This is a genomic window from Natronospira proteinivora (genome assembly GCF_024170465.1).
Taxonomy (GTDB): domain Bacteria; phylum Pseudomonadota; class Gammaproteobacteria; order Natronospirales; family Natronospiraceae; genus Natronospira; species Natronospira proteinivora.
Window position 1 is genome coordinate 83,761 of the sequence record NZ_JALJYF010000003.1, and the last position, 13,042, is coordinate 96,802.

The window sequence follows — 13,042 nt, forward strand, 5'->3', positions numbered from 1 at the left end:
GCGGCGATCTCTGGGGAAAGTGCGTCCATGTATAAGTCCTGCCGCCTGATCTTTCCGGTGCTTCTCTTGCTGTTTGGCTCTCTGGCCTGTGCTGGTCAGGACAACGGCAGCAATGGCGAATCCGGGGAGCGTGACAGCGGTCTGGAACGCCAGCTGCTGAGGGTGGGCGGTCAGACCATTGAAGTGGAAATTGCCGACAACCCCCGCAGTCGTCAACTGGGTCTGATGTTTCGGGATTATCTGCCCGCCGATGAAGGCATGCTATTCGTCTACCCCCGGCCCGCCGATCTCAGCTTCTGGATGAAGAATACCCGGATTCCGCTGGATATCGCCTACATCGATGAGGTGGGTGTGATCATCAACATTCAGGCCATGGAACCCATGACCACCCGCAGCTATCCGGCCCCCGGCGCCGTTCCCTATGCTCTGGAAATGAATCAGGGCTGGTTCGACGCCCATGACATCACCGCGGGCGATCTCGTTCAGGAACTGCCCCCGCTCTCCACCGCCCGTTAGACCGGGTTTTCTGCAGGCACAAATTTTCAAGGTATAAAAAAACCCGCCCAGGCAGTACCTGGACGGGCCTTTAGCCAATGTGAAAGCCGACTTACTTGAGCTTGGCTTCCTTGTACATCACGTGCTTGCGGACCACCGGATCGTACTTTTTGAATTCAAGCTTGTTCGGGGTGTTCCGCTTGTTCTTGTAAGTGGTGTAGAAGTGGCCGGTATTGGCGCTGGACACCAGTTTGATCTTTTCGCGCATGGCCGCCTCCTTAGAGCTTTTCGCCGCGGGCACGCAAGTCGGCCACGACTTCGTCAATGCCCTTCTTGTCGATGATGCGCAGGCCCTTGGTGGAGACCTTCAGACGCACGAAGCGCTTCTCGCTTTCCAGCCAGAAACGATGGGTATGGAGATTGGGCAGGAACCGGCGGCGCCGCTTGTTATTGGCGTGGGAGACAGTGTTCCCGCTGGCCGGCCGCTTGCCCGTAACCTGGCAGACTCTGGACATAATTCGGTTCCTCTTGAAATACGTTCTGTACCGGGCTGCGGCCCCGGCTGTTCAAGCGGAGGCCACAAATGAAGGCCCCAACGCGGAAAAGCCGCACTTTATACCAGTTTGGCCCTGGCGAGGCAAGATTGACTGGGCTATGGCCGCAGGGAATGACGTGCTCAATCGATAAAAGGCTGCAAAAACAGAGGGTTGCCGTTTTCGCACGTGAATGCGCAGTGACGCGAATACGAGTCCCCGGCCATGCCTGGGGCGGGAACTGCGCTCGGTGCGGGTAGTGGCTCAGGCGTCCAGGTCCGGAATCAGCTGGCTGCGCAGTCGCTGAATGGTGTCCTTGAGCTGGAGCTTGCGCTTTTTCAAACGCCGCAGCTTCAAGTGATCCACCGAGGCGCTTTCCTGCAGGGCCTGGATGGCGTCGTCCAGATCCCGGTGTTCCATGGCAAGGGTCTCGACTTGTGATTTGATTTCTTCGATCTGGGCGTCATCCAGCACGGGGAAGCTCCCTGGCAGCATAGTCCCAAACGGTTCGGGTGCCCTCGGGCAGGACGGGCAGCCGCCCGGGGCTGGGTTGCCAGTCCGTGGGCGCATGGAAGTCCGAGCCCATGGAGGCCAGCAGTTCATAGTCCTCGGCCCGGGCCAGGCAGTGGCGCAGGCGTTCGGCGTCCTCGCCGCCGGAGCGCACTTCCATGCCCAGCCCGCCCATGGCCGAGAAATCCGCCAGCAGCGCCCGCAGGCGGGTGGCGGTGAGGCGGTATTTTAACGGATGGGCCAGCACGGCCAAGCCACCGGCGGCCCGAATCCAGCCCACCACCGTGTCCAGCTCGGGCCAGTCCATGCCCACGGCGGCCGGCTTGCCCTTGCCGAGATAGCGGCGAAAGGCCTGGGGGAAATCCTTGACGTGGCCGGCGTCCACCAGCCAGCGGGCGAAGTGGGCCCGGGTCACGGAGCCGCCATCGGCCAGGGCCTGGGCCCCGGCCAGGGCACCGTCGATGCCCCGCTGGGCCAGTTTGCGCGCAATCCGCTCGGCCCGGTGATTGCGGCGTTCGGCCTGCTCGGCCAGAGCCTGTTCCAGGGCCGGGTGCCGGGGGTCGATCCACAAACCCACCACATGGATCTCCTGCCGGGACCACTGGGCGGAGATCTCCACCCCCGGGATCAGGGTCATCTCGTGTTCGGCGGCCGCCCGCTCGGCCTCGGCCAGGCCGGCCACGGTGTCGTGGTCGGTCAGGGCCAGGCGGCGAACGCCGGCCTGGTCGGCCAGGGCCACCAGTTCGCCGGGGCTGAGGCGCCCGTCGGAGGCCGTGCTGTGGGTATGTAGATCCAGATCGCTGAACATGGTTGCTCGGTTTGCTTGGCCGCCGCCTTGGCAACGACCGGCTTGGGTGATCCGCCATCATATCAGCCCGTAACGGCGACGAGTCCAGGTATAATGGGGGGCTAGCTTAGCGCCGCTGTATTCGGGAGGCCCCATGGCCATTGAGATTCACAAGACCTTTTGGGTGGAAGCCGCCCACCGCTTGCCCAATGTGCCAGAGGGCCATAAATGCGCCCGCCTGCATGGTCATTCCTTCCGGATTGATATCTATGTCAGCGGCGAGCCGGGCGAGCACAGCGGCTGGGTGATGGATTTTGCCGACATCAAGGCCGCCTTCGAGCCGCTGTATCGACAGCTGGATCATCACTATCTGAACGAGATACCCGGCCTGGAAAACCCCACCAGCGAGAACGTTGCGCTTTGGATCTGGGAACGGCTGGAACCCGAGCTGCCCGGCCTGTCGGGGGTGGGGGTGGCCGAGACCTGCACCGCCGGGTGTATCTATCGCGGGCCGAATCGCTAGGCCCCGGCGGGATGCCGCCTTCGCAAGCTCTTCTTTTTTCGACGCCGTTTTCAGTAAGGATCAGGTATGAATCAGGATTTCCTGGAGCCCATCGCCGCCATCGCACGGCGGGCCGGTGATGCCATTCTCGATGTCTACCAAACGGATTTCGAGGTGGAGGTCAAAGACGATGACAGCCCGGTGACCAAGGCCGATATGGCCGCCCACCATGTGATTGTCGAGGGCTTGGCCGAATTGACCCCGGGGCTGCCCATCCTGTCCGAGGAAGCCGCCGATATTACCTGGGAGGATCGCCGCCGCTGGCAGAGCTATTGGCTGGTGGATCCCCTGGACGGGACCAAGGAATTCATCAAGCGCAATGGCGAGTTCACCGTCAATATCGCCCTGGTCAATGAGGGGCAGGCGACCGTGGGGGTGGTGCATGTGCCGGTCAAGGGGATTACCTATCTCGGCTGCGCCGGGGTGGGGGCCTTCCGCCAGGACGGGGACGCGGCGCCTCAGGCCATTCAGTCCCGGCGGCCCGCCGCCACGCCGCCACGTCTGATCGCCAGTCGCTCCCATGGCAGCGAGCAGGTGGAACGGATGATGGAACGAATCGGCCACTGCGAGCGCCTTGCGGCGGGCAGCTCCCTGAAGTTCTGCCGGGTGGCGGAAGGGGCGGCGGATCTGTATCCGCGTTTCGGGCCCACTTCGGAATGGGACACCGCCGCCGCCCAGGCGGTGCTGGAAGCGGCCGGGGGTCAGGTGACGGATCTGGAAGGGCGGCCTTTTCGCTATAACCAGAAGGCCGATCTGCTCAATGGCAGTTTCCTGGCCAGCGGCGACCCCAAGACCGACTGGACCCAATACCTCTAGCCGCCTGCCTGTTTAGAGTTTGGGCGGGACCGGGCCCAGTTCGGGCAGGGCCTCCACGGCCGGGAAATCGCTGATGGTGCGTGGCGGCTGGTTACTGGCCGGGCGGGCAACGGCGCAGAGATGGGCGATGCCGTGTCGCCGCGCCGAGGCCAGCACCGCCAGGGAATCATCCGCGAACAGGGTGGTGGCCGGGTCAAAGCCCATTTCCGATTCCAGGGCCTGCCAGAAGCGGGGCGATTCCTTGGCCGCGCCGAAGTCATGGGCGGTGTATTGACGGCCCACCAGTTGATCCAGTCCGGTTTCTTCCAGCTTCAGGGCCAGCACCGCCGGGTGGGCGTTGGTGGCGATGGCCACCTGCCGGCCGCTGGTGGTCAGCTCTGTGAGAAAGTCCCGGATGCCGGGCAACATGCGGATTTCCCGGCGGTGTTCCAGCTTCATGGCCTCCAGATCAAAACCCAGCCGTTGCGACCAGTAATCCAGGCAGTACCACTGCAGTTGCCCATCCACCGCCTGCATCTGGCGGCGCAGATCGGACAGGGCGGTGTCGAAGCTCAGGCCCTTGGCGCGGGCGTAATGGGCCGGGACCCGCTCCAGCCAGAAGCGATTATCAAAGGCCAGATCCAGCAGGGTGCCGTCCATGTCCAACAGGACGGTCTCGGTGTCCGGCCAGAAAGGGGCTTTGGCCTTAGCCATTGCCGCCTCGGTCGCGTCCCGGCCGGCCCCGCCCACCGGGACGACCACCACCGCGTCGGCGGCCGGATTTCTTCTTGCCGCCGGGCCCGCCCCGGTGGCGCTGAATGGGTGCCCGCGGTTTCAGCTCCACCAGCAAGTCATCATGCTGGGTTTCCTTGGGCAGTTGCTGTTCGATGAAATCCTCGATCTCCGGCAGGGACATGGCCCAGGTCTCGCAGGCGAAGCTGATGGCGTCGCCTTCGGCCCCGGCCCGGGCGGTGCGCCCGATGCGGTGGACGTAGTCCTCGGCATCCTGGGGCAGATCGAAGTTGAAGACATGACTGACATCGGGGATATGAAGACCCCGGGCTGCCACATCAGTAGTGATGAGAATGGGCAGCTCGCCGGTCTCAAACTCCTTGAGCAGGGCCATGCGCTTGCGCTGGGGTACGTCACCGGACAGTACCTCGGCCTTGAAGTCATTGCCCTTGAGCCAGGCGGAGAGATCCTCCGCGGTGCGCTTCATGTTCACAAAGATCATGGTGCGGCTGGGGTCGATGCGCTGGAGCAGCCCCACCAGCAGTCGCACCTTTTCATCCGAGGCTGGCATGTAGACTCGCTGGCGGACCCGGTCGGCGGTGACCTGATCGGCGTCCACCTTCACCGATTTGGGGTTGTTCATGTGTTCATAGGCCAGTTCCATCACCCGGTAGGAGAGGGTGGCGGAGAACAGCATGTTCAGGCGCTTTTCCGGGTGGGGCAGTTTTCTCAGAATGTAGCGGATGTCCTTGATAAAGCCCATGTCGAACATGCGGTCGGCTTCATCCAGCACCGCCACCTGGGCGGCCCGCAGATCGAAAATCCGCTGCTTGAAGTAGTCGATCAGCCGCCCGGGGGTGCCGATCAGCACATCCACGCCATTTTCCAGCTGCTGGCGCTGCTGTTCGTAGCCGGCGCCGCCGTAAACCAGGCCCAGCTTGAAGCCGGTGTGCGCACCCAGGGTCTCGGCGTCCTTGTGGATCTGCACCGCCAGTTCCCGGGTGGGGGCCAGGATCAGGGCGCGGGGCTGGTTGGGTTTGCGCGTCTCATCTGCCGGATGCTTGATCAAATGGTCAAACAGGGCCAGCAAAAAGGCTGCGGTCTTGCCGGTTCCGGTCTGGGCCTGGCCCGCCACATCCTGTCCCTGCAGGGCCAGGGGCAGGGTTTCGGCCTGGATGGGGGTGCAATAGCTGAAACCGGCTTCATCAATGGCTTTTTGCAGGGGGTCGGCCAGTTTCAGGCTGTCGAATCGGGTCTCGCTGAGATGGGTTTGCATGGCTTGCCTGTTCGAAATTCGAGTGTCCCGGGCGGCTTGTTGGCCGCCAACGGGGAGAAAGGCTTGAAATCTGTGTCCGAATGGGCTCCAATAGGGTCCAAGTATTCAGCGAAAGCTCGTATCCCCGAGCATTCAGCACACCCAAATTCTTGCGGAAGCCCCGGGCGGTGGCCCATCGGGTTTCATTATTGTGCCTTAAGTCATCGACCGCGTCACATTGGACGCTTCAGGGCGTCGTTCCCGTTCGGATTCCGCGCAGATTTCCCGTTTTTCTCTCTGATTGAATTGGAGGCCTTGGATCGTGAGCAACGAAATCGTCTATACCTCGGATGACAAGTTTCAAGAAGACGTATTGGAATCGGATGTTCCGGTTTTAGTGGATTACTGGGCGGAATGGTGCGGCCCCTGCAAGATGATTGCACCGGTTCTGGATGAGCTGGCCGGCGACTATGACGGCAAGCTCAAGATCGTCAAGCTCAACATTGATGAGAACCCCAAGACGCCGCCCAAGTACGGGATTCGTGGCATTCCCACGTTGATGCTGTTCAAGAATGGCAGCGTGGAGGCCCAGAAAGTGGGCGCCATGTCCAAGTCTCAGCTGACCGCCTTTATCGACACCAACCTGTAATCGACCATCGGCCGCGCATTGGGGTATTGATGATGCGCGGTCGGTAATCCAACCGAAAGAAGCACAATGAACCTGACCGAGCTCAAACAGAAATCCGCGAAGGACCTGATCGATCTTGCCCATTCCATGGGCATCGAAGGCATGGCCCGCAGCCGCAAGCAGGATGTGATCTTTGCCATCCTCAAGGTCCATGCCAAGAACGGGGAAGAGATTTACGGCAATGGCGTTCTGGAGATTCTCCAGGACGGCTTTGGCTTTCTCCGTTCCGCCGACAGTTCCTACATGGCCGGGCCGGATGACATCTATGTCTCCCCCAGCCAGATTCGCCGCTTTAACCTGCGCACCGGCGATACCATCGCCGGGCGGATTCGTCCGCCCAAGGAGAGTGAGCGCTACTTCGCGTTGCTCAAGGTGCAGGAGATCAACTTCGACAAGCCCGAGGCGTCCAAGAACAAGGTTCTGTTTGAGAACCTGACGCCCCTGTTTGCCCGTGACCGTTTCAAAATGGAGCAGGGCAACGGCAGCACCGAAGACATCACGGCGCGGATCATCGACATGGCCTCGCCCATTGGCAAGGGCCAGCGTGGTCTGATCGTCTCGCCGCCCAAGGCGGGCAAGACCATGATCCTGCAGAATATCGCCCAGTCGATTGCCAACAATAATCCCGACGCCAATCTCATCGTGTTGCTGATTGATGAGCGTCCGGAGGAAGTGACCGAGATGAGCCGCTCGGTTCGCGGTGAAGTGGTCTCCTCCACCTTTGACGAGCCGGCCAGCCGGCATGTGCAAGTGGCGGAGATGGTGATCGAAAAGGCCAAGCGCCTGGTGGAGCACAAGAAGGACGTGGTGATTCTGCTGGATTCCATCACCCGTCTGGCTCGCGCCTACAACACCGTGGTGCCGTCTTCCGGCAAGGTGTTGACCGGTGGTGTGGATGCCAATGCCCTGCAGCGGCCCAAGCGCTTCTTCGGTGCGGCTCGTAACATCGAGGAAGGAGGTAGCCTGACCATCATCGCCACCGCCCTGGTGGAAACCGGCTCGCGCATGGATGACGTGATCTATGAGGAGTTCAAGGGCACCGGCAATATGGAACTGCACCTGGATCGTCGTATTTCCGAAAAGCGGATCTTCCCGGCCATCGACATCAATCGCTCCGGCACCCGGCGGGAAGAGCTTCTGGTTTCACCGGAGGAGTTGCAGCATATGTGGATTCTGAGAAAGCTGCTGCATCCCATGGATGAAATCCAGGCCATTGAGTTCCTCATCGATAAAATGAAGAACACCAAGAAAAATGAAGAATTCTTCCAGATGATGAGAAAATAAAAAAAAGGGGCCTTCCGGGCCCCTTTTTTGAACCCGTAGGAGCGGATTTATCCGCGATTAAAAGGGAGTTTTTGTGGGAGGGCCATTCCTGGCCCAATCGCGGATAAATCCGCTCCTACGGCTTTTCGGGCAGACACCCAGGTGTGGATATGCGCATCACGGTTTTGATCCTCACGCTCTTCATCTCAGCCATGGTCACGCCCGCCCAGGCCTGTCGCGGTGACGTGACCACGGCGATGGATTATCTGCCCGGCGATTGGGTGGTGATGGGTGGCGAGACCGAGGTGCTGGGTTATAGCGAAATCCGAGAAGGTGCCGGTGGCTGTGCCCTGCGGGAGCGCTGGGAAGGCATGGATGGTCTGGAAGGGGAGGCCCTGTTCACGGCCCGCGACGGGGGTCGCCGCTGGCAGATGGTCTGGAGCGACAGCGACGGCATGAGCCTGACCTTGAGCGGCCAGGCGGACGGGGCGGACATGATCTTCACCGGCACCCAGGACAGCGAGGAAGGCGAGGTTCTGCACCGCATTGCCTATCAGCTGCTCTTTGATATCGGCGAGATTCACCAGCTTTGGGAATACAGCGTGGACGGGGGCCGGAACTGGGAGGTCTTCTTCGCCGCCTGGTATCTGCCCGAAGACGCCTAGGCCTACGGACATGCTCGGCACACCCGTAGGAGCGAATTCATTCGCGATAGGCCTGCGGGGGCCTAGAGGGTTCGGTATTTGGAATACGGAGCACACGGAGAAGCCACGGAGATCACGGAGGGGGATGAATGGGTGGCGTTGCCTGTGGGAGGGGCATTCCTGCCCCGACTTTCCAGGTTCTCTCTAAGGCCCCGAAGGGGCGAGGTTCAGGGATGAGCCGAGTAATGCCGCTCCCACAGAAAGCCCCCCCAGAATCGCGGATAAATCCGCTCCTACGGCTGGTGGGTGGGGCGGTGGTTATTTTTGTTCTTTTTGCTCGTGGGCGATGGCTCGGTGGCCGATGTCGCGGCGGTAGTAAACCCCATCCCAATGAATGCGGTCGGCCAGGGCATAGGCTTGCTTCTGGGCCGCTTCGATGGTGTTGCCCAGGGCGGTGGCGCACAGCACCCGGCCGCCGTTGGTGAGCACCTGCTCACCGTCCAGCTTGGTGCCGGCATGGAAAATCTTCTCGACCCCGTCTTCCCGCTGGGGCAGGCCTTCAATCACATCCCCCTTGCGATACTGGGCCGGATAACCGCCGGCGGCCAGGACCACGCCCACCGCGGCCCGCTCATCCCAGCGGGCCTCCACGTCCTGCAGATCCCGGTCCAGGGCCTCCAGGCAGAGGCGGGCCAGATCCGAGCGCAGTCGCATCAACACCGGCTGGGTTTCCGGATCACCAAAGCGGCAGTTGAACTCGAGCACCTTGGGCCGGCCATGCTTGTCGATCATCAGGCCGGCATACAGGAAACCGGTATAGGGATGGCCATCAGCTGCCATGCCCGCCACGGTGGGACGGATCACTTCATCCATGATCCGCTGTTCGATTTCAGGCGTGACCACCGGGGCCGGTGATACGGCACCCATGCCGCCGGTGTTGGGGCCGCTGTCGCCTTCATCCCGGGCCTTGTGGTCCTGGGAGGTGGCCAGGGGCAGGATATGTTCGCCATCGGCCATGACGATGAAAGACGCCTCTTCCCCTTCCAGGAACTCTTCCACCACCACCCGGTGGCCGGCATCGCCGAAGGCATTGCCCTGGAGCATGTCGTTCACGGCGGCCTCGGCTTCTTCCACGGTTTGGGCTACCACCACCCCCTTGCCGGCGGCCAGGCCGTCGGCCTTGACCACGATGGGCGCGCCCATTTCCCGGATCCAGGCCTTAGCCGCTTGTGGATCGGTGAAGCTGCGATGGGTTGCGGTGGGAATGCCGTAACGTTCCATGAATTGCTTGGAGAAGGCCTTGGAGCCTTCCAGGCGGGCGGCGGCCCGGCTGGGTCCGAAGCAGCGCAGGCGGCTCTCTTGGAAGCGATCCACGATGCCGGCCACCAGCGGTGCTTCCGGCCCCACGATGGTCAGATCAATGGCTTTGCTCAGGGCAAAGTCCAGCAAGCCGTCGATGTCGCTGTCCTTGATGGCCAGGTTTTCAATCCGGGGCTCCCGGGCGGTACCTGCATTACCCGGCGCCACAAACACCTGATCGACTTCCGCCGAATGGGCCAGCTTCCAGGCCAGGGCATGCTCCCGGCCACCACCACCTACAACCAGTACTTTCATTGCGCTGCCTTCGAAGGTTTGGGGATATTCAGATTTATGCGGATTCTAGCACCCGCCCAAGCCACAAGCAGTGAGTGATCCGTTGGCACCGACTGCTTGTAGCTTGCAGCTTGTGGCTTGTAGCTCGCCATTGAGCGGGACGCTCAATGCCGAAAATGCCGCATGCCGGTGAAGACCATGGCGATGCCGTGTTCATTGGCCGCTTGGATGACTTCCTCGTCGCGGCGGGAACCACCGGGTTGGATGACGGCCTTCACGCCCCGTTCGGCGGCGGCATCGATGCCGTCCCGGAAGGGGAAGAAGGCATCCGAGGCCATGGCGGCGCCGTCCAGGCTCAGTCCGGCCTGCTCGGCCTTGATGGCGCCGATGCGAGCACTGTCCACCCGGCTCATCTGGCCGGCCCCGATCCCCAGGGTGCGGTCCGGCCCGGCATAAACGATGGCATTGGATTTCACGAAACGGGCCACCCGCCAGGCGAACATCAGGGCCTTGAGTTCCTCGGCCGCCGGTTGCCGTCGGCTGGGGAAACTGAGATCGGATTCCGTCACGATGTCCACATCCCGGTCCTGGATCAGCAGTCCCCCGGCCACGCGCTTGAATTCATGCTGGCGGACAGGGGCATCCGGCCATTGGCCGGTGGCCATCACCCGCACGTTTTTCTTTTCGCTCAGGATGCGAAGGGCTTGATCGCTGAAGCCGGGGGCAATCAGCACTTCCAGGAACTGGCGATCCACAATGGTTCGCGCTGTCAGCTCATCCACTTCCCGGTTGAAGGCAATGATGCCGCCAAAGGCGGAGGTGGAATCGGTGCTGAAGGCCGCGTCATAGGCTTGTGCCAGGTCCGCCGACTGGGCCACGCCGCAGGGGTTGCCGTGCTTGACGATCACACAGCCCGGCTCGCTTAGGGTCTTGACGCATTCCAGGGCAGCATCAGCATCGGCCACATTGTTGTAGGACAGGGCCTTGCCCTGGTGTTGAATGGCGGTGGTGATGGTGCCGGCGGGTGCCCGCAGGTCGGCATAGAAGGCCGCCGACTGATGGGGGTTCTCGCCGTAACGCATATCGGCCCGTTTGCGAAAGGTGGACGCGTATTGGTCAGGGAAGACCTGTGCTCGGTCACTTTGCTGGAAGCGGTCCAGAGCCGCGGTGACGGCGGTGTCATAGCGGGCCGTGTAGGCAAAGGCCTGCACCGCCAGGCGAAAGCGGGTGTCTTCACTGACCTGGCCGTTGTGCTGATCCAGCTCACGCAGGATGGCATCGTAATCGCTTACGTCGGTGACCACGCTGACCCGGTCATGGTTCTTGGCCGCGGCACGGATCATGGCCGGCCCGCCGATATCGATGTTTTCGATGGCCTCTTCCAGGCTGCAGTCGGGATCGGCCACGGTCCGCTCAAATGGATAGAGATTGACCACCAACAGGTCGATGGCCTGGATGCCATGCTCGTCCATCACCGCCTCATCCTGACCCTTGCGGCCCAGCAGTCCGCCATGGACCCTGGGATGCAGGGTCTTGACCCGTCCACCCATGATCTCGGGGAAGCCGGTGACCTCGGAGACATCCGTGACCGGCACACCTTCTTCCCGCATCAGCGCGGCGGTGCCGCCGGTGGAGAGAATCTCCACCCCGTGACTGTGTAGGCTGCGCGCCAGATCGGCCACGCCGGTCTTGTCGGAGACACTGATCAGGGCCCGTTTGATGGTTTGCATGCTGGTTTCCATTGTGAGGGACGTTAAAACGTCACTGGATGAATCAGGATGGAATCGGCCGCACTCCATGGAGGCGGCCTATTGCTTCATTCAGAATGGCGATTGGGTCTGGTGACCTTCAGTCCACCAGGCCGTGCTGGCGAAGCTTCTTGCGCAGCGTGCTGCGGTTGATGCCCAGGATTTCCGCAGCCCGGGACTGGTTGCCGCCGGTGTAATCAAGGACCCGCTGGAGCAGGGGTTGCTCCACTTGTTGCAGGACCATGGCATAGAGGTCGTTGGGCTCCGTGCCGTCCAGATCCTTGAAGTATCGTGCCAATGCCTGATCAATGGCTTGACGCAGGGAAGTACCTTGCATCGGAGTCTGCTCTTCAATCGCTGAAAAATGATTGTTTTCCGAATCGACAAACGTTTTTAAGGGGTTGTTATTGCTATCCATGGCGTTTTCCACGGCGGCTCCTCGAGTACTCATGCGGCCTTGACCTCCCTCCAGTCCTCACCGGCCAGCCACGCTTCCGTTAATGCGAGCTGTTCCCTGGCCGATGAAAGTCTTACAACCTGTTTTCTCCATGGCTCACCGTCTGGGCGGGTACGGGAATACCAGCCCAGATGTTTGCGGGCGATTCGCACGCCGGTGAACTCCCCATAAAAGGCATACAGATTTTCCAGGTGCTCGAGCATGACTTGCCGGATCTCCGCCGCCTCGGGTGGCGGGTGGTGTTGCCCGGTCTCGAGATAATGGTTGATCTCCCGGAAAATCCAGGGGCGGCCCTGGGCCGCCCGACCTATCATGATGCCGTCTGCGCCAGTGAAGTCCAGTACTTCCCGCGCCTTTTCCGCTGAGTCGATATCCCCGTTGGCGATCACCGGAATCGAAACGGCGGCCTTCACCTGCCGAATGGTTTCGAACTCCGCCGTACCCCGATATTTATCGGCCCGGGTTCGACCATGCACCGCCAGGGCCTGAATACCGGATTGTTCGGCAATTCGCGCAATCCTCAGCGCATTGCGGTGGTCCGGCGACGGTCCCGTACGGCATTTCAGGGTCACCGGCACGGACACCGCATTGACCACCGCTTCCAGAATTCGGGCCACCAGGGCCTCGTCCGCCAACAGGGCGGAGCCGGCCATGCGGTTGCAGACCTTTTTGGCCGGGCAGCCCATATTGATATCGATGATCTGGGCGCCGTGATCCACATTGAACCGTGCTGCATCTGCCAGCATGGCCGGTTCGGCCCCGGCGATCTGGACGATGATGGGATCCACTTCCCCGGCGTGGTCGAGCCGCTGACGCGTCTTGCGGCTGTTCCAAAGCGACGGGTCTGAGGTCACCATCTCCGAGGGTGCAAAGCCGGCACCCAGGCGCTTGCAGAGCTGGCGAAAAGGCCGGTCCGTGACCCCGGCCATGGGGGCCAGTGCCACTGGATTGGGCATCTTGATGGAAGCAATCTGCATGGC

Annotated in this window: 16 protein-coding genes; 6 read left to right on the top strand and 10 right to left on the bottom strand. The window is 61.8% G+C overall.

Annotated features, from left to right (window positions below; translation table 11 throughout):
* Positions 1-27 precede the first annotated feature (27 nt).
* The gene (locus J2T60_RS12860; RefSeq protein WP_253451109.1) at positions 28-516 is read left to right on the top strand and encodes a DUF192 domain-containing protein; all 489 of its coding nucleotides are present in this window, start codon (positions 28-30) and stop codon (positions 514-516) included.
* Between the two features lie 91 nt (positions 517-607).
* Here the strand turns inward: J2T60_RS12860 and rpmG are convergent, their stop codons facing one another.
* The 4 genes from rpmG to J2T60_RS12880 form a co-directional block, all read right to left on the bottom strand.
* On the bottom strand, positions 608-763 hold the full coding sequence (rpmG, locus tag J2T60_RS12865; protein ID WP_253451112.1) for a 50S ribosomal protein L33: 156 nt from the start codon (positions 761-763) through the stop codon (positions 608-610).
* Between the two features lie 10 nt (positions 764-773).
* Positions 774-1,010, bottom strand: a complete 237-nt coding sequence (gene rpmB / locus J2T60_RS12870; RefSeq protein WP_253451115.1) for a 50S ribosomal protein L28 — start codon at positions 1,008-1,010, stop codon at positions 774-776.
* Between the two features lie 282 nt (positions 1,011-1,292).
* Positions 1,293-1,502 carry a DUF465 domain-containing protein gene (locus J2T60_RS12875; RefSeq protein ID WP_445376064.1) on the bottom strand — a complete coding sequence of 70 codons (210 nt, stop codon included), beginning with the start codon at positions 1,500-1,502 and terminating at the stop codon, positions 1,293-1,295.
* Positions 1,492-2,346, bottom strand: a complete 855-nt coding sequence (locus J2T60_RS12880) for a PHP domain-containing protein (RefSeq protein WP_253451118.1) — start codon at positions 2,344-2,346, stop codon at positions 1,492-1,494. The genes J2T60_RS12875 and J2T60_RS12880 overlap by 11 nt, the downstream gene beginning before the upstream one ends.
* 139 nt (positions 2,347-2,485) lie before the next feature.
* Between J2T60_RS12880 and queD the strand changes: the two genes are divergently transcribed.
* Both queD and cysQ read left to right on the top strand, forming a co-directional pair.
* Positions 2,486-2,848: a 6-carboxytetrahydropterin synthase QueD gene (gene queD, locus J2T60_RS12885; RefSeq protein ID WP_445376066.1), complete on the top strand. Its 363-nt coding sequence runs from the start codon at positions 2,486-2,488 to the stop codon at positions 2,846-2,848.
* 66 nt (positions 2,849-2,914) lie between these two features.
* The gene (gene cysQ, locus J2T60_RS12890) at positions 2,915-3,703 is read left to right on the top strand and encodes a 3'(2'),5'-bisphosphate nucleotidase CysQ (RefSeq protein ID WP_253451125.1); all 789 of its coding nucleotides are present in this window, start codon (positions 2,915-2,917) and stop codon (positions 3,701-3,703) included.
* A gap of 12 nt (positions 3,704-3,715) precedes the next feature.
* On the opposite strand, the gene yrfG is transcribed toward cysQ, so the two are convergent.
* Together yrfG and rhlB are read right to left on the bottom strand one after the other, a co-directional pair.
* Positions 3,716-4,396: a GMP/IMP nucleotidase gene (yrfG, locus tag J2T60_RS12895; protein ID WP_253451128.1), complete on the bottom strand. Its 681-nt coding sequence runs from the start codon at positions 4,394-4,396 to the stop codon at positions 3,716-3,718.
* The gene (rhlB, locus tag J2T60_RS12900) at positions 4,389-5,690 is read right to left on the bottom strand and encodes an ATP-dependent RNA helicase RhlB (protein WP_253451131.1); all 1,302 of its coding nucleotides are present in this window, start codon (positions 5,688-5,690) and stop codon (positions 4,389-4,391) included. Before rhlB ends, yrfG begins: the two co-directional genes overlap by 8 nt.
* A 301-nt stretch (positions 5,691-5,991) precedes the next feature.
* On the opposite strand from rhlB, the gene trxA reads away from it, so the two are divergent.
* From trxA to J2T60_RS12915, 3 genes are all read left to right on the top strand, one after another.
* Positions 5,992-6,318, top strand: coding sequence for a thioredoxin TrxA (gene trxA, locus J2T60_RS12905; protein ID WP_253451134.1), 327 nt, complete (start codon positions 5,992-5,994; stop codon positions 6,316-6,318).
* A gap of 66 nt (positions 6,319-6,384) precedes the next feature.
* Complete coding sequence (rho, locus tag J2T60_RS12910; RefSeq protein WP_253451137.1) at positions 6,385-7,641, top strand: transcription termination factor Rho; 1,257 nt, start codon at positions 6,385-6,387, stop codon at positions 7,639-7,641.
* Positions 7,642-7,790: 149 nt separating this feature from the next.
* Entirely contained in the window at positions 7,791-8,285 is a 495-nt protein-coding gene (locus J2T60_RS12915; protein ID WP_253451140.1) for a hypothetical protein, read from the top strand.
* A 297-nt stretch (positions 8,286-8,582) separates the two neighbouring features.
* Here the strand turns inward: J2T60_RS12915 and purD are convergent, their stop codons facing one another.
* From purD to dusB, 4 genes are all read right to left on the bottom strand, one after another.
* Positions 8,583-9,878: a phosphoribosylamine--glycine ligase gene (gene purD / locus J2T60_RS12920; protein ID WP_253451143.1), complete on the bottom strand. Its 1,296-nt coding sequence runs from the start codon at positions 9,876-9,878 to the stop codon at positions 8,583-8,585.
* 143 nt (positions 9,879-10,021) lie between these two features.
* Positions 10,022-11,587 carry a bifunctional phosphoribosylaminoimidazolecarboxamide formyltransferase/IMP cyclohydrolase gene (gene purH, locus J2T60_RS12925; RefSeq protein ID WP_253451146.1) on the bottom strand — a complete coding sequence of 522 codons (1,566 nt, stop codon included), beginning with the start codon at positions 11,585-11,587 and terminating at the stop codon, positions 10,022-10,024.
* A gap of 118 nt (positions 11,588-11,705) precedes the next feature.
* Positions 11,706-12,056, bottom strand: coding sequence for a DNA-binding transcriptional regulator Fis (fis, locus tag J2T60_RS12930; protein WP_253451149.1), 351 nt, complete (start codon positions 12,054-12,056; stop codon positions 11,706-11,708).
* Entirely contained in the window at positions 12,053-13,039 is a 987-nt protein-coding gene (gene dusB / locus J2T60_RS12935) for a tRNA dihydrouridine synthase DusB (protein WP_253451152.1), read from the bottom strand. Before dusB ends, fis begins: the two co-directional genes overlap by 4 nt.
* Positions 13,040-13,042: the final 3 nt, after the last annotated feature.